Source organism: Streptosporangium sp. NBC_01810 (assembly GCF_035917355.1).
GTDB lineage: Bacteria > Actinomycetota > Actinomycetes > Streptosporangiales > Streptosporangiaceae > Streptosporangium.
Genome location: NZ_CP109070.1, coordinates 2,929,533 through 2,952,089 on the forward strand (window position 1 = coordinate 2,929,533; position 22,557 = coordinate 2,952,089).

The 22,557-nt window shown below is 67.4% G+C and carries 23 protein-coding genes and 3 pseudogenes; 9 read left to right on the forward strand and 17 right to left on the reverse strand.

What is annotated here, in order from left to right; genetic code table 11:
• The first annotated feature begins 2 nt into the window (after positions 1-2).
• The 6 genes and pseudogenes from OIE13_RS13250 to OIE13_RS36675 all read left to right on the forward strand — a co-directional run.
• Positions 3-1,667: an ABC transporter substrate-binding protein gene (locus OIE13_RS13250; protein WP_326639761.1), complete on the forward strand. Its 1,665-nt coding sequence runs from the start codon at positions 3-5 to the stop codon at positions 1,665-1,667.
• Between the two features lie 53 nt (positions 1,668-1,720).
• Positions 1,721-2,728 carry an ABC transporter permease gene (locus OIE13_RS13255; RefSeq protein ID WP_326639760.1) on the forward strand — a complete coding sequence of 336 codons (1,008 nt, stop codon included), beginning with the start codon at positions 1,721-1,723 and terminating at the stop codon, positions 2,726-2,728.
• A complete protein-coding gene (locus tag OIE13_RS13260) occupies positions 2,701-3,633 on the forward strand; it encodes an ABC transporter permease (protein WP_326639759.1) in 933 nt (310 codons plus the stop codon). The genes OIE13_RS13255 and OIE13_RS13260 overlap by 28 nt, the downstream gene beginning before the upstream one ends.
• 5 nt (positions 3,634-3,638) lie before the next feature.
• Complete coding sequence (locus tag OIE13_RS13265) at positions 3,639-4,670, forward strand: ABC transporter ATP-binding protein (RefSeq protein ID WP_326639758.1); 1,032 nt, start codon at positions 3,639-3,641, stop codon at positions 4,668-4,670.
• Positions 4,667-5,815, forward strand: coding sequence for an ABC transporter ATP-binding protein (locus tag OIE13_RS13270; protein WP_326639757.1), 1,149 nt, complete (start codon positions 4,667-4,669; stop codon positions 5,813-5,815). Before OIE13_RS13265 ends, OIE13_RS13270 begins: the two co-directional genes overlap by 4 nt.
• A gap of 976 nt (positions 5,816-6,791) precedes the next feature.
• A pseudogene (locus OIE13_RS36675) lies at positions 6,792-7,052 on the forward strand (helix-turn-helix domain-containing protein); the annotation flags it as partial.
• Between the two features lie 96 nt (positions 7,053-7,148).
• Here the strand turns inward: OIE13_RS36675 and OIE13_RS36680 are convergent.
• Positions 7,149-7,409, reverse strand: a complete 261-nt coding sequence (locus tag OIE13_RS36680) for a hypothetical protein (protein WP_442811753.1) — start codon at positions 7,407-7,409, stop codon at positions 7,149-7,151.
• Positions 7,410-7,580: 171 nt separating this feature from the next.
• On the reverse strand, positions 7,581-7,937 hold the full coding sequence (locus OIE13_RS13280) for an acyltransferase family protein (protein WP_326830072.1): 357 nt from the start codon (positions 7,935-7,937) through the stop codon (positions 7,581-7,583).
• Here OIE13_RS13280 and OIE13_RS13285 point away from each other — a divergent pair.
• Entirely contained in the window at positions 7,921-8,166 is a 246-nt protein-coding gene (locus OIE13_RS13285; RefSeq protein WP_326639754.1) for a hypothetical protein, read from the forward strand. The genes OIE13_RS13280 and OIE13_RS13285 overlap by 17 nt on opposite strands.
• A gap of 591 nt (positions 8,167-8,757) precedes the next feature.
• The gene (locus OIE13_RS13290; RefSeq protein ID WP_326830073.1) at positions 8,758-9,768 is read left to right on the forward strand and encodes a hypothetical protein; all 1,011 of its coding nucleotides are present in this window, start codon (positions 8,758-8,760) and stop codon (positions 9,766-9,768) included.
• On the opposite strand, the gene OIE13_RS13295 is transcribed toward OIE13_RS13290, so the two are convergent.
• Both OIE13_RS13295 and OIE13_RS13300 read right to left on the reverse strand, forming a co-directional pair.
• Positions 9,740-10,717, reverse strand: a complete 978-nt coding sequence (locus OIE13_RS13295) for a phytanoyl-CoA dioxygenase family protein (RefSeq protein WP_326639752.1) — start codon at positions 10,715-10,717, stop codon at positions 9,740-9,742. The two genes, OIE13_RS13290 and OIE13_RS13295, sit on opposite strands and share 29 nt — an antisense overlap.
• 211 nt (positions 10,718-10,928) lie before the next feature.
• Positions 10,929-11,027: pseudogene (locus OIE13_RS13300) on the reverse strand (hypothetical protein); the annotation flags it as partial.
• Between the two features lie 184 nt (positions 11,028-11,211).
• Between OIE13_RS13300 and OIE13_RS13305 the strand changes: the two are divergent.
• Complete coding sequence (locus OIE13_RS13305; RefSeq protein WP_326639751.1) at positions 11,212-11,649, forward strand: Lrp/AsnC family transcriptional regulator; 438 nt, start codon at positions 11,212-11,214, stop codon at positions 11,647-11,649.
• A 24-nt stretch (positions 11,650-11,673) separates the two neighbouring features.
• Here OIE13_RS13305 and OIE13_RS13310 read toward each other — a convergent pair.
• The 13 genes and pseudogenes from OIE13_RS13310 to OIE13_RS13370 all read right to left on the reverse strand — a co-directional run.
• Positions 11,674-11,904 (reverse strand): annotated as a pseudogene (locus tag OIE13_RS13310) (transposase); the annotation flags it as partial.
• Between the two features lie 152 nt (positions 11,905-12,056).
• A complete protein-coding gene (locus tag OIE13_RS13315) occupies positions 12,057-12,185 on the reverse strand; it encodes a hypothetical protein (protein WP_326639749.1) in 129 nt (42 codons plus the stop codon).
• 63 nt (positions 12,186-12,248) lie between these two features.
• Positions 12,249-12,467 carry a hypothetical protein gene (locus OIE13_RS13320; protein ID WP_326639746.1) on the reverse strand — a complete coding sequence of 73 codons (219 nt, stop codon included), beginning with the start codon at positions 12,465-12,467 and terminating at the stop codon, positions 12,249-12,251.
• Between the two features lie 71 nt (positions 12,468-12,538).
• Entirely contained in the window at positions 12,539-13,177 is a 639-nt protein-coding gene (locus OIE13_RS13325; protein ID WP_326639743.1) for a GntR family transcriptional regulator, read from the reverse strand.
• A gap of 82 nt (positions 13,178-13,259) precedes the next feature.
• The gene (locus OIE13_RS13330; protein WP_326639741.1) at positions 13,260-14,204 is read right to left on the reverse strand and encodes a carbon-nitrogen hydrolase family protein; all 945 of its coding nucleotides are present in this window, start codon (positions 14,202-14,204) and stop codon (positions 13,260-13,262) included.
• The gene (locus OIE13_RS13335) at positions 14,201-15,427 is read right to left on the reverse strand and encodes an amidohydrolase family protein (protein ID WP_326830074.1); all 1,227 of its coding nucleotides are present in this window, start codon (positions 15,425-15,427) and stop codon (positions 14,201-14,203) included. Before OIE13_RS13335 ends, OIE13_RS13330 begins: the two co-directional genes overlap by 4 nt.
• Before the next feature lie 14 nt (positions 15,428-15,441).
• The gene (locus tag OIE13_RS13340) at positions 15,442-16,272 is read right to left on the reverse strand and encodes an ABC transporter permease (protein WP_326830075.1); all 831 of its coding nucleotides are present in this window, start codon (positions 16,270-16,272) and stop codon (positions 15,442-15,444) included.
• Between the two features lie 77 nt (positions 16,273-16,349).
• Entirely contained in the window at positions 16,350-17,285 is a 936-nt protein-coding gene (locus tag OIE13_RS13345; protein WP_326639734.1) for an ABC transporter permease, read from the reverse strand.
• On the reverse strand, positions 17,282-18,301 hold the full coding sequence (locus OIE13_RS13350; RefSeq protein WP_326830076.1) for an ABC transporter ATP-binding protein: 1,020 nt from the start codon (positions 18,299-18,301) through the stop codon (positions 17,282-17,284). Before OIE13_RS13350 ends, OIE13_RS13345 begins: the two co-directional genes overlap by 4 nt.
• On the reverse strand, positions 18,298-19,293 hold the full coding sequence (locus OIE13_RS13355; protein WP_326639731.1) for an ABC transporter ATP-binding protein: 996 nt from the start codon (positions 19,291-19,293) through the stop codon (positions 18,298-18,300). Before OIE13_RS13355 ends, OIE13_RS13350 begins: the two co-directional genes overlap by 4 nt.
• A gap of 10 nt (positions 19,294-19,303) precedes the next feature.
• Positions 19,304-20,293, reverse strand: a complete 990-nt coding sequence (locus tag OIE13_RS13360) for a succinylglutamate desuccinylase/aspartoacylase family protein (protein ID WP_326639728.1) — start codon at positions 20,291-20,293, stop codon at positions 19,304-19,306.
• On the reverse strand, positions 20,293-21,783 hold the full coding sequence (locus OIE13_RS13365; protein ID WP_326639726.1) for an ABC transporter substrate-binding protein: 1,491 nt from the start codon (positions 21,781-21,783) through the stop codon (positions 20,293-20,295). The genes OIE13_RS13360 and OIE13_RS13365 overlap by 1 nt, the downstream gene beginning before the upstream one ends.
• 234 nt (positions 21,784-22,017) lie before the next feature.
• Positions 22,018-22,533: a hypothetical protein gene (locus OIE13_RS13370; RefSeq protein WP_326830077.1), complete on the reverse strand. Its 516-nt coding sequence runs from the start codon at positions 22,531-22,533 to the stop codon at positions 22,018-22,020.
• Positions 22,534-22,557: the final 24 nt, after the last annotated feature.

Below are 22,557 nucleotides of genomic sequence, written 5' to 3' on the forward strand. Positions count from 1 at the left end.
CGATGAAGTTCAAGAAGACCGGGGTCATCGCGGTCGCCGGCGTGACGCTCCTGACCTCGTGCTCAGGGGGAGGCGACACGTCCGACAAGGGCACCGGCGGCGGATCGACCTCCAAGGTGCTCGTGTTCGGCGCTGCGGGCGCCCCGTCTCTCTTCGACCCGTTCTACACCTCGGACGGCGAGACCGCCCGGGTGAACAACCAGATGTTCGAAGGACTGCTCAGCCTCAAGCCGGGCACGGCCGACCCCGCACCCGGCCTGGCGGTCTCATGGGAGCAGAACGAGGGCGGAAAGCAGTGGACGTTCCAGCTCCGCGAGGGCGTCAGCTTCCATGACGGCACAGCCTTCAATGCCGCCGCCGTCTGCGCGAACTTCGACCGGTGGTACCGGCAGCCCAAGATCGCGCGCACCTCGGCGGTCAGCCACACCTGGGTGAACGACTTCGGAGGCTTCGAGGGCGACAAGACTCCCTCGCTGTACGCCGGATGCGAGGCGCAGAGCGAGTCCACGGTGGTGCTGAGCCTGACCAATTCGAGCTCGAAGTTCCCCACCATCCTCGCGCACGGCACCTACGCCATGTCGAGCCCGACGGCGATGGAGAAGTACAACGCCAACGGAGTCGAGGCCAAGGGCGAGGGCTTCGCCTTCCCGGAGTACGGCCGCCTGCACCCGACCGGAACCGGCCCGTTCACCTTCGTCTCGTACGACGACTCGACCGGCACGGTCAAGCTCGCTCGCAACGACAAATACTGGGGCGACGCACCGAAGATCGCGGGCATCGAGTTCCGCACGATCCCGGATGAGACGGCGCGCCGGCAGGAGCTCGAGGCCGGCACCATCCACGCCTACGACCTGCCGGCCCCTCGCGACTGGAAGAGCCTGAAGGACGGCGGGTTCCAGGTCGTCACCCGGCCGCCGTTCAACGTCATGTACCTCGGCCTGAACGCGACCACCGTGCCCGAGCTCAAAGATCTCCGTGTCCGCCAGGCCATCGCCTGGGCGATCAACAAGCAGCAGATCGTCGACACGCTGCTGCCCGAGGGCTCCGAGACCGTGACGCAGTTCGTCCCCCGTTCCGTCGAGGGCTACGACAGCGGCGTCGAGGGGTACCCGTACAACCCGGACAAGGCGCGCGCCCTGCTCGCCGAGGCCGGCGTGCCGAACCTCAAGATCGAGCTGTGGTACCCGACCGAGGTCACTCGCCCATACATGCCCGAGCCCAAGCGCTTCTTCGATCTGATCAAGGCCGATCTCGAGGCAGTCGGCATCCAGATCGAACCGGTCGCGAAGTCATGGGCCGGCGGCTACCTCAGCGGTCGTGAGGCGGGCCAGGCGCCGGTCTACCTGCTTGGCACCACGGGGCACTACAACAGCGCCCAGAACTTCCTGGGCATCCTGTTCGGCGCCACCGACAACGCGTTCGACACCGGTCTGCTCGGCTTCGGCCAGGAGCTCGTCGACGACCTCAAGGCGGCGGACCGCGAGCCGGATCCGCAGAAGCGCGTCGACATGTACCTCGAGATCAACCGAAAGATGGCCAATGACTGGCTGCCGTCGATCCCGATCGCCAGTAGCCCCTCCGCGCTGGTGTTCGACGGCAGCGTGCGCGGCATCGTCGCCAGCCCGGTCGGTGGCGAGCGCCTGGCCACGGCTACCCTCGACAAATAGTCCCACCCGGGTGCGGGCCGCGCGCAGGCGCGCTCCGCACCGATTGGATAGACATGTTCCGGTTCATCCTCCAAAGAACGCTCCAGGCGGTCGCGACCTTCGCCGCCCTCACGGCGATCCTGTTCGTCTGGCTGCGCAGTCTCCCGGGCGGACCGCTCGATGCGCTGCTCGGCGAGAACGCCAGCCCGCAGGACCGCGCCAAGCTCGTCGAGTCGCTCGGCCTAGACGAGCCGCTGTGGACGCAGTACCTGCGCTACCTGGGGCGGTTCTGGACCGGCGACCTCGGCGTATCGACGGGCGTCTGGCGCGGCGCGCCCGTCACCGAGGTGATCCTCACGCGGGCGCCCGCCACGATCGAGCTCGCCCTGAGCGCGCTGATCGTCGGCGCCGTGCTCGGCATCGCCGCCGGCTACTGGGCGGCGAAGAGGCGCGGCGTGTTCGACGTCGCCTTCCTCAGCTTCTCCGTGCTCGGCCTCGCCGTGCCGGTCTTCTTCACCGCGTTCATCCTCAAGTACGTCTTCGCCGTCCGCGCGGGATGGCTGCCGCCGTCGGGACGGGCCGACCTGAGCGGCTCCATACCGACGACGACGGGGCTGACGCTCCTGGACTCGCTGCTCGCCGGGAGCGGGGCCGCGTTCGCCGAGAGTCTCACCTACCTCACGCTGCCGACGATCGCCCTGGCGATCATCCCCTTCGCCGTGATCTTCCGGCTGACCCGGGCGTCCGTGACCGAGACGCTCCAGCAGGACTTCATCCGCACGGCGAACTCCAAGGGCCTGCGGAACCCGACGATCGCCGGGCGCCACGTGCTGCGCAACTCGCTGCTGCCGGTGATCACGGTGATCGGGTTGCAGGCCGGCGGCCTGTTCTCCGGCGCCGTGCTCACCGAGACCGTCTTCAACTACCGCGGGCTGGGGCAGTCGATGGCGCTGGCCTTCACCACGCGCGACTACGCGGTGCTGCAGGCCCTCATCATGCTCGCCGCAGTCCTGTACCTGGTCATCAACATCGTCGTCGACATCGCCTATGCGCTGTGCGATCCGAGAGTGAGGACGCCATGACCGCCGCCCCGGCCGTTCCGCGCCACCGTGCCGCGACCGGACGACCGGGCGCGCAGACCCTGAGGCGGCTGCTCCGCCAGCCGGCGTTCCTGATCGGCGGGGCGATCACATTCGTGTTCGTCCTCGTCGCGGTCACCGCGCCGGTGCTGGCGCCGCACGACCCGGCCGCCCCGTTGCTGCTCGATCAGGTGCGCGCCCAGTCGAACCCCGTTCCGCTCCCGCAGGAGGGATTCTCGCTGGGCGGGGATCCCGCCGGTCGCGATCTGCTGTCCCGACTGATCGCCGGAGCCCGGCAGACCCTCATCGTCGGGGTGATGGCGACGCTCGGCGGTTTCGTCGGCGGCATCGCGCTCGGTCTCGTCGCGGGCGTGTTCGGCGGCAAGGTCGACACGCTCGTGATGCGGGCGGTGGACGTGATGCTGGCGATCCCGTCGCTGCTGATGGCCTTCTCGATCGCGGCCCTGTTCGCCAACCCCAACGAGTGGACCCTGATCCTCACCATCGCGATCGTGCAGGTGCCGGTCTTCGCCCGGCTCATGCGCGGATCGATGCTGGTGCAGCGCGGCACCGACCATGTGCTGGCCGCGCGGGCGCTGGGTGTGAAGCCGGGGGCCATCGTCTTCCGGCACATGGTCCCCAACGCGCTCGGGCCGGTGATCGTACAGGCGACCCTGAGCCTGGCCGTGTCCATCCTCGACGCCGCCGCCCTGTCCTTCCTCGGGCTGGGCAACCCCGACGACGGCCGGCCGGAGTGGGGGCAGATGCTGGGCGGCGCGCAGCAGTACTTCAACTCGTTCCCGCATCTCGCGATCTACCCGGCGCTGTGCATCATCGTCGTCGCCCTGGGCTTCACGCTCATGGGCGAGTCGCTGCGCGAGACCCTCGACCCCCGCACCCGGAGGTGATGCAGATGAATGCGCATGCGCACCAGACCCGGCTCGGAGCGGATCCGCTGCTGGTGGTCGAAGACCTGTCGGTCACGTTCTCACGACCTGGCCAGGAGCCCTTCACAGCCGTGGACGGGGTCGGGTTCGAGGTCCGTCCCGGCGAAGTGGTCGGTCTGGTAGGCGAGTCCGGCTGCGGCAAGTCCGTGACCTCGCTCGCCATCATGGGGCTCCTGCCCCGCCGGGGGACCCGCGTCAGCGGCAGGGCGGTCTTCGACGGCGTGGACCTGCTCTCACTGTCCGATCGTGAGCTGCGCGATCGCCGTGGCGCCGACGTGGCGATGATCTTCCAGGACCCGTTGTCCTCGCTGAACCCCGTCGTGCCGCTGGGAGTGCAGGTGGCGGAGGTCATCCAGCGCCATCGCCGGATGAGCCGGTCCCGGGCGACGCGGCAGGCGCAGGAGATGCTGGAGCGGGTCGGCATCCCCGATCCCGCCCGGCGGATGCGCGAGTACCCGCACCAGGTCTCCGGCGGCATGCGCCAGCGCGTGCTGATCGCCATCGCCCTGGCCTGCGAACCGCGGCTGCTGATCGCGGATGAGCCGACCACGGCGCTGGACGTCACGATCCAGGCCCAGATCCTCGCGCTCCTGAAGGAGCTCGTCGTCGGCTCGGGCACCTCGTTGATCATGATCACCCACGATCTCGGCGTGGTCGCCGGCCTGTGCGACACGGTCAACGTGCTCTACGGCGGACGCATCGTCGAGCGGGCGGACCGCTATTCGCTGTTCGACGCGCCCCGGCATCCTTACACCGGAGGGCTGCTGGAATCCGTGCCGGCATTGGGTGACGGGGAAGAGCGGCTGCGACCCATCCCGGGTTCCGTCGCCGACAACATCCCGTGGTCGCAGGGGTGCGCCTTCGCGCCGCGCTGTCACGTCGCCACCGACCTCTGCTTCCGGGAGGGGCCTGCCTGGTCGGCCGACGGCGAGCGGCGATCGCGCTGCCACCACCCGCTGTCCGATCCGATCATCGTGGCGAAGGAGACGACTTCATGACGACGGTCGCCGTTCCGACCCGACCGGGCGCCGGGGAGCAGCCCCTCCTCGACGTCCGCGACCTCAAGGTCCACTTCCCGATCCGCCGAGGGGTGCTCATGGACCGGACCGTCGGCCACGTCCACGCGGTCGACGGCGTCGACCTGCGGATCATTCGTGGGGAGACCTACGGCCTGGTCGGGGAGTCGGGGTGCGGCAAGTCGACGTTCGGGCGCGCCGTGCTCCAGCTGACCCCCGTGACCTCGGGGGAGATCCGCTTCGACGGAATCGACCTGCGGTCGCTGCGCGGTGAGGCGCTGCGCCGCCGGCGCCGCCACATGCAGATGGTCTTCCAGGATCCGCTGGGGAGCCTGGACCCCCGGCAGAGCGTCGAGCAGATGTTCCGTGAGGGGATGGCCGCGCACGGGCTGGCGAAGGGAGATGTCTCCGGGCGCCTCGACGAGCTGCTCGACTCGGTGGGGCTGCCGCGGACGGCGCTGCGCAAGTACCCGCACGAGTTCTCCGGAGGACAGCGTCAGCGCATCGGCATCGCCCGGGCGCTCTCGGTGGAGCCGCAGCTGATCGTCGCGGACGAGCCCGTCAGTGCCCTGGACGTGTCGGTCCAGGCGCAGGTCATCAACCTTCTCGAGGACGTCCAGGCCGCATACGGGCTGACCTACCTGATCATCGCGCACGACCTCGCCGTGATCCGGCACATGAGCGACCGGATCGGGGTGATGTACCTCGGCGGGATGGTGGAGGAGGCGCCCACTGCGGAGCTGTTCGCCGAGCCGCTGCACCCCTACACGCGGGCGCTGCTCTCCGCCGTGCCGCAGCCCGACCCCCGGTACGAGGATTCTCGCGAGCAGATCCTGCTCCGCGGCGATCTGCCCAGCCCGGCGGACCCGCCGCCCGGATGCCGGTTCAGCACCCGTTGTCCGTGGAAGCAGCAGACCCGCTGCGACACCGAGCGCCCGCAGCTGCGGACCGTCGGGGTTCCGGGGACGACCGCCGCCCACCGGGTCGCCTGCCATTGGGCGGAGGGCATCCGCGACGGTGCGATCCGGCCGACGCGGTCGACCCGCGTCGGCGCCGCCCTGCCCGTCGGCGCGGCTGCATCATCGGGGTCGGCGTCCGGCACCCCGCCGGCGACCGGCGGGAGCTGACCGCTGTGCCGGCGACGCGGGTCGGGACAAGGCCGAGGGCGCTCGGGCGGAGGGGAGCGGCGTGAACGGCGTCCTCACGCAGCACCTCCACGAGCTCGTGCATTCTCTCAGCGCATCGCTGGACGTGCCGGTCGAGGTCACCGACGTGCAGTTGAACCGGATCGCCCGGTCGATGCCGAACTCCTCCGCGGACGAGGACTTCGCCGAGGCGGTGTCGCCTCGGCACCTCGGATTGAGCGCGCGCTCCGTGGCCCTGATCTCCGAACCCGTCTACATCGGCGGGAGCGCCGACCTCGGGATGCCCCTGACGCTGGTGATCCCGGTGCGATCGCCCGGTTCGGCGCCGTCGCTGCTGCTCTGGATCACCTGCGCGCGAGGGCCGCTGTCGCCCGAGCGGATCGAGAGCGTGGGACGGATCGCGGAGGCCACCGTCTGCGCGCTGGAGACAGCCGGGCTGCTCGTATCGCCCGAATGGGCGGACGACCACGTCGGCCGTGCCTTCGCTTCGGGGGATCTGGACGGACTGGACTCGCTGCTGGGCCGGGCCATCCGCGACGGAAAGCTGCTGCACGACGGGACCTTCGTCTGCCTTGCGCTCTCGATGCCCGCGGCGCTTGACCCGGACTCGTCGGGATCGGCGGCGCAGCGACGGCTGACCGCCGTGACGAACCGCTTCGCCGAGGGCCATCTGCGCGACCGGTGCCTCATCGCGTTCAGCGGCTCCGTCAGCTTCGCGCTGCTGGCACCTCAGCCACGCGACGTCCAGACGACCCTGCCAGGGCTGCTCGCGACGAAGACCGTTGACCTGATCTTCCGGTCCCGGCGGAACGGCATCGACCTCCCATGGCTCGTCGCTGTCAGCACGATCGTGGCCGATCGCGCGAGTGTCGCCGTCTGGCAGGCCAGGCAGAGCCTGGACCTGGCCGAGAGCATGGGCTGGAAGCACCAGGTCGTCCACTGGGAGAGAACCGCGCACATGCGCGGGCTCGCCGCAGTGCCCACGGACGTCCTCGTGCGCCACTTCATCAGCCCGTCCCTGCGATGGCTTCTCGAAGACGAGTCGGCGGAGGACCTCGTCCGGACTCTCAGGGCGTTCCTGACCACGGCGGGGAACGTCAAGCAGGTCGCGGCAGACCTGTATCTTCACCGTGCGACCGTCTACCACCGGATCAGGAAGGTCGAGGCGAGGCTGGGAGTAGACCTGTTCAGCGGTGCAGGGCGTCTGGAGGTCCACGCCGGTCTTCTCGCTGCAGAGATCGTCGCGAGCCGGACGACGGCGGGGCGAGAGCTGCCCGGCCGCCTCACTCCGCGGCCGACCCCTTCTTCTCCCGCCTCAGCGCGTGCAGGATCGCTCGGTGTACCCGTTCGGCTGGGCGGCGCCCTCGAGGATGAGCCGACGGGCGGCGACGAATGCGATCCCGGGCTCGGCGTCGAACGCGAGCGGCTCGTAGGCCGCATCCCCGGCGTTCTGCGCGTCGACGACTGCGGTGAGGCGGCACAGGCTGACGTCGACCTCGTCCTCGGAGATCACGCCGTGTGCCAGCCAGTTCGCCAGCAGTTGGCTCGAGATCCGCAGCGTCGCGCGGTCCTTCATGAGCGCGGTGCCGTGGATGTCGGGCACCTTCGAGCATCCGACCCCTGGTCGATCCAGCGGACGACGTAGCCGAGGATCGACTGCACGTTGTTGTCGAGCTCGGTCGCGACGACCTCGGGGGGGAGAGATCGTCGTCGCCGACGAGCAGGATATCGATCCGGCGCGCCTGGCTCACATCGAGGGCTCCGCGCCCGGGGCCGGGGGTGTGGTCTTCGGTTCGCGGCGCAGCATGGCCCGCAGTCGCTTCTCGATCGGATATTCGTACAGCCGGTACAGCCCCCATGACAGCAGCACGCTGACGGCCAGGCCGGCCAGCGCGTACGGCAGGTGCGCCCAGCTGGGCGGCGGGAAATCGTACAGCGACCGCCGACCGAACGCGTGCTTGGCGATCGGGAAGAGCACCAGGAAGTGCACCAGGTAGAAGGCGTAGGACCACTGGCCGAGCGCCACCAGCGGGCGGGAGCCGAGCAGGCTGCGCCGACCGGCCAGGTCGTTGGTGGCCGCCGCCGCGATGAGCGGCGCGAACACCACGATGCTGCCCCACCGGCTCTCACACGGCCACTGCCACGTCTACGCCACCACGATCCACACCACCGCCACCCCCGGCAAGGCCGTCGCCTTCGCCCTGCCCACCCCCACGGGCACCCGCCTGACCTTCCCGCCCCTCCCCGACCTCCGCCCCGGCCTGGCCCGCCTGCACGAGTGGACCGACCACCACCCACCCGTGGAAGGGCGGACTCCAGCCGAGAACAGTTGAACGCCCCGGTCGATCTCAACCCACCCCTCCCGGCGCCAGCCGGGCAACAGGCGCCGTTGGTGAAAATCTCCTGGATATCGGCGAGCCAGGTGACCCGGAACCCGCTCTCCTGGCTTCCTTCCCGTCATCCTGTCGAACGCCGGAAGGCACCCGTCGTCGGTTCTGACTGGTGAGTGTCGATTTGAACAGTACCGAGTCGCTGATGCCCCTCCCCCAGCGCTGGGCGGCGGGTGCCGGATACAACACTCGGAGATGTTCCAAGAGCAGCGGAAACGTCAGGGTGGTGTGTGCTAAAAAAGGCGCGTCGGCCCAGCTCATTGGGGATTGCCGAGGGATCGGCGAACCCGGGTGAGCGGGCGGGCCAGCACGACAGGCCGTGCCACGGCGCCCGGAAGGGCGTGAGCGAGCCGGTCACCCGGAGAAAGAAAGACGGCCCCGAGCCGGTGCGACCAACACCGTCCCAAGGCCTTGATCAATTCACCCTGCCAAACCAGGAGAAAGATCTGTGCTCGACTGTACTCGCGCGCCCGCGCCCATATCAAACATCCGCTCCCGCCAGACGATCGTCTTCTCGGTCTCGGAGGGCGGGCGATGAGCATCCGGCCGACGAAGCCGCCCTCCGACCGGTTCACCCGGATATCCAACCTTTGGATCCGTGACCTGCGGCTGTCGTGGAAGGCGCGCGGCCTGCTGGCCTGGCTGACCTCGCACGCGACCGGCTTCCGGGTCTCGGAGAAGACCATCGTCTGCGCCGCCCCGGACGGCCGGGACGCGGCCCGGGCCGCCATCGGGGAACTGGAGGCGTACGGCTACCTGGTGCGCGAACGCGAACGGGGCCGCGACGGCAGGCTCGGCGGCGTCACCTACATCATCTGCGACCCCTGGTCACCGCGGCTCACCGCTGCCAAACCCAGGCCGGAAAACCCGTTGCTGGCCCCGACCAGTGCGGACACCGCGAAACCGCAGGTGGCAGCCTACGACGGGAAACCCAACGTAGGAAAACCCACCCGTATAAGAAGACCAGAGAAGCAAGAAGACCAGAACCCCGAGAAGATCAGCGAAAACCCCCCTCTTCTCGCCGTAGGCGAGCCTGCGGACCGTAGGGGGCCGGGCGCCGCGCCGACGCCTGCGGCGAATCCGGAAGAGTTGTCCCGGATGGCCGCCGAGTTGCTCGGCAGGCTGCCCGACCACTACCGCCGCGCCCCGGCCTGGCTGCGCTCCCGGCTGCTGAAAAAGATCTCCGAGGCCCTCACCCGGCACTCCCCTCCGGCCATCGCCGACGGCACCGCCTACTCCGGCTGCGGACGCGATCCCCGGCATCCGTTCTGCGACGCGGAGGTGGGAGATACGTCCGCCCGGCCAGGCCCCGAGGTCCCCCCGCATCCGTCCCGCGAGGCGAAAGCGGCGAGCGCGAAGGCCCCACCCGGTTTGGGCCTTCTGCCCTACTCTTCCTCGGAGCCCTTGGCCAGTGTGGAAGCGAGTTGGAGACAAACGCGTCCTGGCCCTGGTCTTCTCGAAGCGGACGCGGGGACGGTCATCGGCTTCGCTCATGCCGATCCGGCAGAACCGCGTCTCACAACAGGTAGGCGTTGTGGGGGTTGAACCTGGTTCCCGCCACCTGGACGCACTTGTGCGAGCTGATGTCGAGGTTGGAGCCGTCGTAGGTGTCGCCGGTGACGCGCTGCGGGTAGACCCACGTGTCGCCCACCGTGTAGCGGCCGTTGAGCGCGAGCCGGGTGACCGCCGTGGGCAGCGACCCGCGCGAGCGGTGCATGCAGCGCTCGCTGAAGATGACATATTCGCCGGCCTTCATCGGGACTGTCTGCGTGTCGCCCGGCTTGACCTTGAAGGGCTCGGTGACGACCGCGAACAGGTTCTCGCAGAACGCATCGAGCATGTCGAAGAGCTCCTCCAGCGAGTACTTGTCGGGGTCCACCCCGGAGAAGACGTTCCGCGTGTCGATGTCGAGGATCACGCTGTTGTTGGCGGCGCGGTCGAGCAGCTCCTCCTTGGTCTTGATCCGGTTGCGCGGATCGACGTAGGCGCCTGACTCCGCCAGCCGTACCATCCGCTTGGGGTAGGAGTTGCGCTGGGAGCCCTTGACGAACTCCATGACGCCGTCATCCTCCGAGACGTCCGTCAGCGCCAGCCACACCGTCCAGTCCCATTCGCCCGCGGGATTCATGGGGAACAGCGCTGGGCGATGCCCGCCGACCTCTTCGCCGTCGAAGTAGCCGTACTCCTGGTGCCAGTCGATCGGACCGCCGCCGGGGAACTTCTCGAACAGCTTGGAGCGCCACAGGATCAGCGAGTCCGCCCTGGTGACCTCCTGTACCGTCTGGGCCAGCTCCGGAGCCGTCAGGATCTCGCGGACGGTTTCATTGGCCAGGTGCCAGTCACGCACCGAATAGCGGCCGTAGAGCGGGTGCGTGGGCGCCTCGTGCAGAACATTGCCGAAGAACTCCCGCAGTTCCTCGAGGACCGCGGAGGAGGCGAAACGTGGGAAGGGACCCACGAAGCCGTTTCTGACCAGGGACTCTTGGGGTGACATGTCCATCAGGGACCGGCCTTTCTGTCGCTACGAGGGGACGGTGAGGGTCGGGAGCCCGCGGAGAACCGGCCGGCCTTGGCGGCGACGTCGCCGCCATAGAGGCGCAGCACCTGCTCCAGGGCGAATTCGGCCAGATAGCGCCGCAGGTCGTCGGGAGGTTCCTCTACCAGCAGGAGCCGGGCGCCGCCGATGGTGTCGGCGTGGGCTGGTCGTACACTTCGTGCCCGTTCAGGGTCAGTTCGTTAACGCCTGCGGGTGTGATGGCCACGCGGTACTCGTTTTTGACTTCCTTCGGGACAGCGATGAGCATTGCCCACCCCTTTATCGGGAAACAGCAATGATGGTGGCGGGTCCTTTGATAAGGCGCCATAACATCGCAAGAACTAGCGATATCTCAGCAGATACTCGCCCATCGTTCATTCATGAGTCCTTCTCGACCATCGAGTCCGAATCCTGTGCGACCGTTCCGCGGCACTCCGGCAGCGCTGGATGACGTGGATCGACGGCTGCTCCATGAGCTGGCCGAGGACGCGCGCATCCCGAACAACACGCTCGCCGGCCGAGTCGGGATCGCTCCATCGACGTGCTCGCTGAGGTTGAGACGCCTGCGTGAGATCGGAGCAATCCGTGGCTTCTACGCCGACATCGCCCCTGAGGCCCTCGGCCTGCCGATCCAGGCCATGATTGCCGTGCGCGTGCAACCAACTGCGCGCTCCCGCATCGGTGAGATGACCGCCAAGCTGGCCGCACTGCCAGGAGTGCTGAACGTCTACTTCCTGGCGGGATCGGTGGACTTCCTGATCCAGGTGACGGCCGCGTCGCCCGACGCGCTGCGCGAGTTCGTCACGCTACACCTCAGCGCCTCACGGGAGTATGCCTCGACTGAGACCAGCCTGGTCTTCCAGCACATCCGCAGCGGGCTTCCCGGCTAGTGCGACGTTCCTCACCGGAAGTAAGGCCTCCACCTGGACGTCCAGTACCTTGGCCATCTCGCTGACCTGGCTTTTGGAGATGTGTTTGATGCCGAGCTGTTCGACCCGCTTGTCCACCCGCCGGGTGGAGACCCCGATCAGGTAGCCGGTGGCCACCACGCTGATCAGGGCTTGCTCGGCCCGGCTGCGCCACTCCAGCAGCCAGTCGGGGAAGTAGGAGCCTGAGCGTAGTTTCGGGATGGCGAGCTCGACGGTGTGGCTGTTGCCTTTTCGGTACGGCCTGATTCGAGGCCGCTTGGATGGTCGAGCGGCCGGTGCCGAGTGGATTGGCGCATGGTCAGCCTGCCGGTCGGAGCCGGTAGCGGTGGGGCCGGGACGCTGGTGAGTCCACGGGGTGTCGCCGCCGTTCAGGTGGTGAGTGCGGCTGAGCGCCGGGCCGGGTCCAGGCGGCAGAGCTTGCCGAGGTTGAGCACCATGGCGGCGAAGGTGAGCTCGGCTTGGCAGGCGGTGGGGTCCACACTGTTGGGCACGGCCATCGCTTTCTTCTCCTTCGATCTTGGTTTCGCAACCTGAAGGATCACGCGATGGCCGTCCTCATTTCACGGCGCCACACCATCTAACTGGGGAAACTCATCCACCACGTCCGCGGACGCAACCCGGTGTCGCACCGCCACGGCGGCCGCGGCCAGCGGGATCAACCCGCACACCGCCGCCTGCAAGGTGAGGTAACCGGCGGGCCCGACGACGAGCCGGCCGCCGACGGCCACGACCGCCTCTTCGTCGCCTCTCGCGGGCCGCAGATGGCCCGGGTGCCTCAACGCTACTCCAGAGCTGGGGCGGCCCCGGTCCTCACCAGGGCCGGCAGTCGCACGCCCCTTGGAGTGTCGGCTCATGCCTCATCTGGCAGCACCTGGCTGAGGATCTCCATCGAATGCCGGCGACCGCTCCTGACGTGTTCCGATGCGAGCGCGGCAGCTGATTCAGCGTCGCCCTTCTCGATCGCAGCGAAGAGCTGCTGATGCTCATGGCACAGTGACGTCGGGTCGCGTTCCGCCGTCAGCCTGAAGAGCCAGCGCACCCGGCCGCTGATCATGGCCATCATCCGTTGCAGCAAGACATTGCCCGAGATCTCCACGATGCACTCGTGAAATGCCGCGTTGGCCGAGCTGATCACCCCAGGGTCATCGGTTTCGGTGGCCGCCTCGGCCTGCCTCAGGGCCTCCTTCAGTTGCTCGATCTCCTCGGCCGAGGATCGCTGGGCAGCGAGCTGGGCCGCCAACCCCTCCAGAGATATCCGAACGCTGAAGAGCTCATCGGCATCACGCATGGTGAGCTGTCGTACCACCGCACCGCGACGCGGGATGAGGTCGATGAATCCGTCCAGCTGGAGTCGGACGAATGCCTCGCGCAGCGGCACCCGGGAGACATCCAGGCTCAGCGCCAGGTCACGCTCGATCAGACGCGTCCCCGACGGGAACACGCCCTCGATGATCTGCTCGCGCAGGCGCGCGTACACCTGCTCGACCAACGACCTGTCGGCGGACCCGAGCGACGTCTCCGGTGCGATCATGCGGGCCATCCGCCCGACCCCGGGATATCAGCTGTCACCGTCACAATTCCTCCAGTTTCGAATTGACCGCGTCCGGGCTGGCAACGCCAACCGATGGCAAGCGAGCGTCGAGATCTTCTGCCAATAGTGCATAGCACTCGGGTCGACGGTCGTCCAGAAAGCTCTGTCCTATGCCGCTGTGGGTCCGCGCCGCCGATATCTCCTCGGCGAGGTCCGCGGTGTGCACCACCAGGCACTCGTCCACCTCGGCCCGAGCAACGACCGTTCCCCGGGGGTCGACGATCTGGCTCCCCCCGTAATAGTCGAGGCGCTCCGAGTAGGCCCCCTGTTCACAATGATTCGACACCACCATCCAGGTCTGGTTGAAGAAGGCCGTGGATCGGGCGCACAGGTCCATGTATTCGCCGGTCCCCTGCGATTCTCCCATCCTGGTGGGCCATGCGGTGGAATAGAGCAACAACTCGGCGCCCTGCAATGCGTACAGCCGGCTCAGTTCGGGAAACAGCAGGTCGGCGCAGATCAGACTGCCTACCCGGGTATCACCCGCCATCGTCACGTCGGATCGGTGCCCCGGTTTCATGTAGGGGTACTCGGGCTTGTTGTGCATCTTGCGGAAGGAGTGCACGACACCACCGGGACCGACGATGGCCACCGAGTTGTACAGCACGCTGCCGTAGCGACCAGCCTCGATGAGTCCGAACTGCACGAACATGTCATGTCGTGCGGCCAGCTCGCCGAGCGCCTCGGTCGCGGGTCCGGGAATCGTCTCCGCGGCCTCGAGGAGGCGCTTGGTCTGATCCGCCTGCGCCGCTGTTCCACGCGGGATAGCGAAGTCCACGTACCCCTGGAGAGATGCCTCGGGGAAGACCAGGAAGTCCACCCCGCGGCTGCCGGCCTCGGCGATCAGCTCACTGATCTTCTCGAGGTTGGCCTGCTTGTCACGCGTCACCTTCATGTTCGCGGCCGCAAGCGTGGTCATCGTCATCGACGACTCTCCTCGCGATGACGAGCCGCTGGAGTGGCCTCGACACCATCCTGTCGGGCGACAACACGACCTGCCTTCACCACCAGCAGCGGACGTTCCGGCCTCGACACCGCCTCCGCGGCTGACTGCGCCCGGGCCACGAGGAAGTCGGCTCGGTCGCCCTTGGCGAGACCGTATCCGGATTCGATACCCAGTACCCGAGCCCCTCCCCGTGTGGCGATGTCCAGGCAGAGCTCGAGATCCTCATCGCGGCGGAAGCCGCACCTGTAGGCGACGAGCATCGCGCGCTCCAGCATGCTCCCGGTACCGAAGGGCCCCCAGAGGTCGCGCACTCCGTCGTTGCCACAGCACACCCGTACGCCGTGCTCGCTGAGGAGCTTGATCGGGATCATGGCGTGTCCTCCGGGCGCGACCGTGGCGATGCCCACGCCGCTGTCCGCCAACTGCTCGGCGAGCTCATGCTGTCGCGCGACGCCGACGTCTCCGAGAGCGAACGCATGACTCACCGTCACCTGCCCGGACATGCCTCGAGCACGCGCGTTCTCCGCGATGAGCTCCAGTTGCCACGCCCCGAGCTCACCACCATCGTGCAGGTGAATGTCCACCGGTGCGCCGTGACGCTCGGCGATGCCGAAGACACGGGAGAGGTGCGCCACCGGGTCGCGGTCGAACCCCGCGGGGTCGAGTCCACCGACGATGTCGGCACCCGCGGACAACGACTTCTCCAGCAGCTCGGCAGTGCCCGGGCGACGTAGCAGGCCACTCTGCGGGAACGCCACGATCTGGACGTCGATCTGTCCCTCCAGGGAGCGCACCGCCCGGGCGACGCCCTCCACGCTCTCCAGACCGTTCTCGTCATCGACGTCGACATGCGTGCGCATCGACGTCGTGCCCTGAGCGATGCACTCGGTCAGCAGCGCCCGGGCCCGATCCTCGACGGTCAGGCCGAGCCGGCCACGGACCCGGCGCTCGTTGTCGGTGAGATCGAGCAGAGTCGGCCCGGCGGAGTGCGGACGATACGGGAGGCCCCAGGTGGTCTTGTCGACGTGTGCATGCGCGTCGACGAGACCGGGGATGAGATACCCCCCGTTCCCGTTGAGCACCGGCGACCCGTCGGCGTGCTCCACCTCCGGTGCGATGTCAGTGATTAGTCCGTCGATCACCTGGACGCAGCCGATCGATGCGTCTGGCAGACGGACATCGCAGATGTGCAGGTCGGCCATAGTCGATACCTCTCTCATTGACGACTCAAAACATTTCTCCCCTTGGGCTCCCTCGGACTGTCCTGTCCCACCCCGATCTCGTCGGGATCGACACCTACGCGTTCCCGCAGGCCATCACCGACGAAGTTGAAGGCCGCGACCACGCATACGATCGCGATTCCCGGTACGAGACTCGCCCACGGCGCGGTGGACATGTATCCCTTCGCTTCGGAGATGATCGTTCCCCAACTCGGTGTCGGCGGCTGGACACCGAATCCCAGATAGGACAACGACGACTCCAGCAGCACCAGGTGGGCCAAGTCGTAGGTGAAGTAGACCAAGATCGTCGGCCATGAGTTCGGCAGCAGATGCCGGCCCAGGATCTTCACCGTGCGAGTGCCGGAGACGCGTGCCGCGTCGACGAACAAGCGCTCGCGCAGGGTGAGGGCGGCACCATGTGCCAACCGGGCATAGGGCGCCGCGGAGGCGATGCCCAGAATCAGGACGAGATTGGTCAGGCTGGGCCCGAAGGCGGCGATCACCGCGATCAGCAGGATCAGCTGCGGGAAGGCCAACTGGACGTCGACGAGCCGCATCAGGATTCCTTCGCACCAGCCACGGAAGAAGCCTGCAGACAGACCCACGGCGACACCGATCAGCAAGCCGATCAAGGCGGCTCCGGCGACGACCATCAAGGTGTAGCGCGCTCCCACGACCATCATGCTGAAGATGTCCCGGCCCAGCGCATCGGTGCCCAACGGGTAGCTGCCCAGGCTCGGCGAGGTGAACCGAACACTCGGATCGGTCTGGAAGGCGTCATGGGGAAGCCACCCGTGGGGCCACACGGCGCACACGATGAGCAGCACAAGGACTGTCCAGCCTGCTCGGCGCGCGATCCTGCCGCCCATCCTGCCCCGGGCGCGCCCCTTCGCCTGTCGGCCGATCATCGCCGGATCCTCGGGTCGAGCAGTGCATAGATGACGTCGACTATCTGGTTGATGGCGATCACTCCGAACGCTGCGAACAGGGTGATCCCCTGGACCACCGGGAAGTCTCGGGTCGAGATGGCGTTCACCAGCAGTTGGCCGATCCCTGGCCACCCGAACACGGCCTCGGTGATCACGGCCCCACCGAGGAGGTAGCCGAACTGCAGCCCGAGAACGGTCACGATCGGGATCATCGCGTTCCGCATCACGTGGATGGTGAGGACCCGCGTGGGACTCAGGCCCTTGGCGCGGGCGGTACGGATGAAGTCCTGCTGCTGCTGCTCGAGGATGCTGCTGCGGGTGACCCGCAGCAGCAGCGGGATCACGAACAGTGACATCGAGGAGGCCGGCAGCACCAGGTGTTCCCAGCCCCCGGTGCCGACGGTGGGCAGGAGACCCAACTGCACTCCGAACACGAAGATCAGCAGTGTGCCCGAGTAGAAGACCGGGACCGACTGGCCGAGCACGGCCAGCCAGCGCCCGAGATTGTCGATCAGTGATCCCGGCCGGAGCGCGCCGAGGATTCCGAGCGGGAGCGCGACAGCGGCCCCCATGGCAAGGGCGGTCAGACCCAACTCGAGCGTCGCGCCGGCTCGTTCGAAGATGAGCGAGGTGACCGGCGTCTGATAGCGGATCGAGTCTCCCAGCTGGCCGTGGACGATGTCCCCGAGGTAGGCGATGAACGAGCCGATCAAGCCTCGATCGAGCCCGTGCGCCTCTCGGAAGTGCGCGATCACCTCCGGCGGAGTGTTGATCGGCAGCAGGATGGCAGCGGGGTCACCGGTCTGGCGAACGATCAGGAACACGGCGATCGTGACCCCGAGCAGCGTGAGCGCCATCCGGGCGACTGCCCGGACGCTGGACATCACCAGGGGTAGATATGTGCTTCTCATCGCACCTCCCCCTGTGTCTGCAATGCCGCGGCCTCGACGAAGTGACACGCCACCGCGTGCCCGGCGTCGATGGCGCCCAACTCGGGCTTCTCCGTCCTGCACCGTTCCGGCGCGCCCAACTGCTCATAGAGAGGGCAGCGAGACCAGAACGGGCAGCTGTTCGTGTCCGGAGTCTCTCCTGGAGCCGGCAGCGGGCCCGGAGCGTGGGTGAGCTCGGGGTCGATCTGCTGGTGGTTTCCCGGAACCGCCGCCAGGAGACGGCGGGTGTAGGGATGCAGAGGGGAGGCGAAGAACTCGTCTCGTGATCCGATCTCCACCAGGGTGCCGGCGTACATCACCGCGATCCGGTGGGACATCCGACGAACGACGGCCAGGTTGTGGGAGACGAACAGGTACGTCAGGGTTCGCTGCTCCCTCATCGACTTCAGCAGGTGCAGCATCTGAGCTTGGACTGAGACATCCAGAGCACTGGTCGGTTCATCGCAGACGATGAAGTCCGGCTCGGAGGCCAGCGCTCGGGCGATGGCGACGCGCTGCTGTTGCCCCCCGGACAGTTCCCGAGGGAAGCGCTTGGACCAATCCGGGTCGAGGCCGACCTGCCGCAACAGGTCGCGAACCCGAGATCGCACCTCACCTCCGGTGGCGAGTCTGTGCGCCACGATCGGCTCGCTCACGATCGCCTCGAGCTGCATGCGCGGGTTCAGGGACGCGTACGGATCCTGGAAGACCATCTGCATCCGCCGCCGGGCGTCACGGCGTTCCCCACGCGGGGCCGTGGTCATCGAGACCCCGTCGAAGACGATCTCCCCGGATGTCGCGGGCTGCAGTCCGATCAAGGCCCGCCCGAGGGTGCTCTTCCCGGATCCGGACTCACCGACCAGTCCGAGAGTCTCGCCGCGCCGGATCGTCAACGACACCTCGGCAACCGCGCGCTTCGATCCCGATCCGCGTCGTCCCCCGAAGTCGACGACGACGTCGCGAGCCTCCACCAGCGTTTCCCTGCTGGATTGATTCACAACCAGCCTCCCGCCTGTGCTCCGATACATCGCGCCAGGTGCCCCTGTGCGAACTCGGAGAGTTCCGGCACTCCGTCATTGCATTCGTCTCGCGCCGCCGTGCAACGCGGTTGGAACGAGCACCCCGGCGGCAACGCGAGCAGGTTCGGAGGACTGCCCTGAACCGGAGCAGCCAGGGCCTCGAGGTCCTCGTCCAGTCGCGGGATGCAGTCCAGCAGCGCCTGGGTGTACGGCATTCGTGCTCCGCGCTCGACGACCCGAGCGGGTGCCATCTCGACGATCCGACCGGCATACATGACGGCGATCCGATCGCAGAAGTCCGCCGCGGCAGCAAGATCGTGCGTGATCAGCAGAACCGCCGCGTCGGTGTCGCTGACGAGCTCGGACAGCAAGCTCAAGATCTGGCCCTGCACGCTGACGTCGAGCGCAGTGGTCGGCTCGTCGGCGATGATCAGCTTCGGCTTGCAGGCGATCGCCATGGCGATCGCGACTCGCTGCCGTTGCCCACCGGACAACTGGTGCGGATAGGAGCCGAACCTCCGAGCGGGCTCCGGGAGCCCGACCCGGTCCAGGAGATCGATCGTCTCCGCCCGCGCCGTGCGCTTGCTGCGCCCGCGATGGATCCGCAAGCTCTCGGCCACCTGGTACCCCACGGTGAGCGTTGGATTCAGGCTGGTGGTGGAGTCCTGGAAGACGAAGCCGATCCGGCCCCCCCGAAGACGCCGCATCTCCGCTTCGGTGAGAGTCAGCAGGTCCGTCCCCTCGAACAACACCTCGCCAGATCGCACTCGTGCCGGCGGCGGAAGGAGCCGCGCCAGGCTGAGCGCGGTAATGCTCTTGCCTGACCCGGACTCCCCCACCAATCCCAGTCTTTCTCCGGGCCGCAATGCGAAGGACAGTCCGTTGGAGGGCCGGATCTGACCATCAGCCGTGTTGATGCTCACGGTCAGATCCCGCACATCCAGCAGCGGCATATCATCGCTCGACGCCATCGGAACGACCTCAGCTCGTAGTCGGGCTGGGCAGCCATTGAGCCGAGCTCTCCTCGGCCAACCCGAACGCGAAGCACCCTGGGCGCACGGGATAGGACCGAGCGGTCCAGTACAGCCACCCGCCGACGGGCGCGGTCAAGGTCTCCAGGACCTCGAAGGTCTGCGGACACACCACCACACCGAGCTTCTGACCCGGCTCGACTCGCGGCAGGAGGTCGATCACCTCGGGCTCGGGCAGGAGCAGGCCTCCCACCGACGGATGCACCCTCGTGGTCTTGCTGAAGTGCAGCAGTTGATCGGGGAGCTTCATCGGCTCGGTTCGCATCCCGAGCTGGGTCATCACATTGAGCACACCGGTGGTGTTGGCCTCGATCCACCGCTGCTCCTCGGCCAGTCCGAAGCCTGCTCCGCCGATCCCTCCCGAGATGCAGGGGATCCCCAACCCGATTCCGGCGTATGCGGCCAGCGTTCCGGATCCAGGATGCTTCAGGCCCGCGCGCCTCTGCACCGAGCTGCCGAATGCGATGCACATGTCGCGCCCCTGCTGGGTGACCTTGTCGTCCGGCAGGTCCTCACTCCACCACGCGTTGGCCATCAGCACGCCCCACTGACCAAAGTGCAGGTCTATCAGCGCGTCACAGCTCTCCACGAAGGGAACCAACGCCTTGACCAGCAGGTCCGTGATCCAGGTGAAGCTCCCCGGCCAGACCCGGTTCATGTCCGGCGCGTCCGACTCGATCTGGGTGTTGCGAACCCCGTCTCGCAACGAGACCGGGTTCGCCACCGGAATGACGATGACCTTGCCGCGGAACTCCTCCTTTCCCAGCTGCTCGACGGTATGACGCAAGGCGGAGACCGTGAGCCACTCGTCTCCGTGCTGGGTGCCGATGACACCGAGCGTCGGGCCGGGTTCGCTCCCGATGAACTCATGCACCCAGATCCGGACGTCGGAACCGTCGAGGTCCCGCATCACGGTTACTTCCTTGATGTTGTGTTCCATCACTTGATCTCCAGCTCGTAAGGCACGATCAGTTGGGTGGCGTGCGGCGTGAATCCCGTGATGCGCTTCGACACGCCGTAGTTGTCAGCGCTCTGGAACAAGGGCACCCAGGGCGGATCCTCCCGGAGGCGATCCACGAGCTGCTCGAAGACCTTCTGCCGCTTGTCGGGGTCCGCCACGCTGTAGGTCTCATCGAGCAACCGGCCGAACTCGGCATCCTGGTACACAGCGTCCGGCCCGGGACGCCACACGTCATACATGAAGCTCGCGTCCGGTGGCGGCAGGTAGCCGACCATGTACATGTCTCGCAGCGTGTGTGCGTTGTGCTCGGTCAGAAAGGCCCCGGCCTCGAGCCCCGTCTGCTTGACCTTGATGCCGACCTTCTCCAACTGGCCGGCGATCACCTGAGCGATTTCCTTGTCCTGCGGGAAGAGTCCGATCGCATACTTGAAATCGATCGTGAAACCGTCGGGATACCCGGCTTCTGCAAGCATCTGCTTGGTCTTGTCCGGATCGAAGTCGTAGACCGAGGCCGGCGTGTCCGGGACGTAGCCGGTGAAGTTGGGCGTCACCATCTGCCCCTCGAGCAGCTCACCCTTGCCGCCCAGCTGCTGATCGATCAGCGACCGGACATCGATCGCGTGCCAGAGCGCCTGTCGCACCTTGGGGTTGCTCAGCGGAGACTTGTACCTCTGGTTGAAGACCAGCGCGACACAGCGCATTCCCGGCCGACTCACGAGGGTCGAGTTCGATCCCGACGCCACCGCATCGAACGAGCCGACCTCCACCTTGGCGACGAGATCGACCTCACCGCTCTGCAAGGCCGCGATCTGCGAGGACGGGTCCGGAATGATCTTGAAGTCCAACTCGTCGTACTTGGCCTTGCCGGCCCAGTAGTCCGGATTGGCGGTCATCTGGATGCTCTCGCCGCGGTTCCACTTCTTCAGAACGAACGGCCCGGTGCCGATCGGCTCCACCCCGAACTTCTCTCCACCGACCTCGGTGTAGTACTTCTTCGGGAACTGATAGCTGCTGTAGGCGAGTCCGTTCATCACCAGCGGCGACGGCCGCTGGGTCTTCACGCGAATCGTGTAGTCGTCGACTGCCTCGACTGTGGTGATCGGTTGCAGCATCGACTTGTACGGATTCGCGTTCCGCACCAGGTCGAGGCTGTAGACGGCACTCTCGGCGTTGAACGGCTCTCCGTTGGTGAACTTCACACCCTCGCGCAGCTTCAGTTCCACGGTGAGGGGGTCGATCTGCTTCCAACTGGTGGCCAACACGGGTTCGAAGCCCGTCGCCTCCGGGTCGAAGCGCAGCAACCTCTCGGTGACGTTCTCCGAGACGTTCATCTCCGCGCGGTTGTCGCGAACGGTCACGTTGAGGCTGCCCGGATCGCTCGACTGGGCGATCACGATCCGGTTCTCAGCACCGGATCCCGAGGAGGATCCGGCACCACACCCGGCAGCGGCCACGGCGATCACCGTCACCGCGGCGACTTGCCCGAGAACCCTTCTGCCGACGAACCGGCGGACGCCTGCCGGTCCGCCCCCTTGCGGGACTGATTCTCGTGTCACTGCACACCTCCGGTGCCGTCGTTCCTCAGCTCCTGGAAACTGTTTGGTATATGAAGTACCATGCCGGAACCGTAGCGACATAGGTCACACCCCGCAAGCCCCAATGAAAGGGCCGAAAGCATGCCCACCGAACCTGAGTCCGATTCCTCAGGCACTCCTGCGCTCGATCACGGGTCCCCCGGCGAGCTCGCGGGCGACGGCGCGTTCGCCTGGTCCGTCGCAGACTCGCCCCGGTTCCTCCTCCACAGCCACGTCCTCCGGGGCATCGGATGGGGCGCCATCGGAGTGGACCGAGGCCAGATCGGTCCGTCCCGAGCGTGCCGTGCGGACGCCACCGAGGACGGGTGGGCGATCGTCGCCGAGAACACCACCTACGGACTCAGCACAGCCTCCGCCACCGCCCAGGGAGTCCTCCACGGCGCGGCCACGCGCGCCGCGCGAGACTCGTTCCCCGAGTCTGTCCTCGTGCACGCCGCCTCCGGCGAAGCGAGAGCCTCCGCTGCTGAAGCCGGCGCGACGCCCACGAACGGAGGAAGGCCCGGGAGGGAGACCTTCGACCCCACCGCGCTCGCTCTTCTCGATCACCTCCAACTCGCGCAGCTGCTCACCCGCCACCACGGGATCCCGTATGAGCTCCGGCCGGAGCTCAGTCGCGTCGTCCACCGCCAGTGGTTCGACGAGATCCTC

Bases quoted from the DNA above. Each gene is read 5' to 3' on its own strand.
- OIE13_RS13250 (WP_326639761.1), top strand. From the start codon at position 3: ATGAAGTTCAAGAAGACCGGGGTCATCGCGGTCGCCGGCGTGACGCTC.
- OIE13_RS13355 (WP_326639731.1), bottom strand. From the start codon at position 19,293: ATGGCGTCGAGCGATGATATGCCGCTGCTGGATGTGCGGGATCTGACC.
- OIE13_RS13345 (WP_326639734.1), bottom strand. From the start codon at position 17,285: ATGAGAAGCACATATCTACCCCTGGTGATGTCCAGCGTCCGGGCAGTC.
- OIE13_RS13360 (WP_326639728.1), bottom strand. From the start codon at position 20,293: ATGGAACACAACATCAAGGAAGTAACCGTGATGCGGGACCTCGACGGT.
- OIE13_RS13290 (WP_326830073.1), top strand. From the start codon at position 8,758: ATGAGCATCCGGCCGACGAAGCCGCCCTCCGACCGGTTCACCCGGATA.
- OIE13_RS13270 (WP_326639757.1), top strand. From the start codon at position 4,667: ATGACGACGGTCGCCGTTCCGACCCGACCGGGCGCCGGGGAGCAGCCC.
- OIE13_RS36680 (WP_442811753.1), bottom strand. From the start codon at position 7,409: ATGAAGGACCGCGCGACGCTGCGGATCTCGAGCCAACTGCTGGCGAAC.
- OIE13_RS13295 (WP_326639752.1), bottom strand. From the start codon at position 10,717: ATGTCACCCCAAGAGTCCCTGGTCAGAAACGGCTTCGTGGGTCCCTTC.
- OIE13_RS13330 (WP_326639741.1), bottom strand. From the start codon at position 14,204: ATGACGATGACCACGCTTGCGGCCGCGAACATGAAGGTGACGCGTGAC.
- OIE13_RS13335 (WP_326830074.1), bottom strand. From the start codon at position 15,427: ATGGCCGACCTGCACATCTGCGATGTCCGTCTGCCAGACGCATCGATC.
- OIE13_RS13265 (WP_326639758.1), top strand. From the start codon at position 3,639: ATGAATGCGCATGCGCACCAGACCCGGCTCGGAGCGGATCCGCTGCTG.
- OIE13_RS13285 (WP_326639754.1), top strand. From the start codon at position 7,921: ATGAGCGGCGCGAACACCACGATGCTGCCCCACCGGCTCTCACACGGC.
- OIE13_RS13315 (WP_326639749.1), bottom strand. From the start codon at position 12,185: ATGGCCGTGCCCAACAGTGTGGACCCCACCGCCTGCCAAGCCGAGCTC.
- OIE13_RS13255 (WP_326639760.1), top strand. From the start codon at position 1,721: ATGTTCCGGTTCATCCTCCAAAGAACGCTCCAGGCGGTCGCGACCTTC.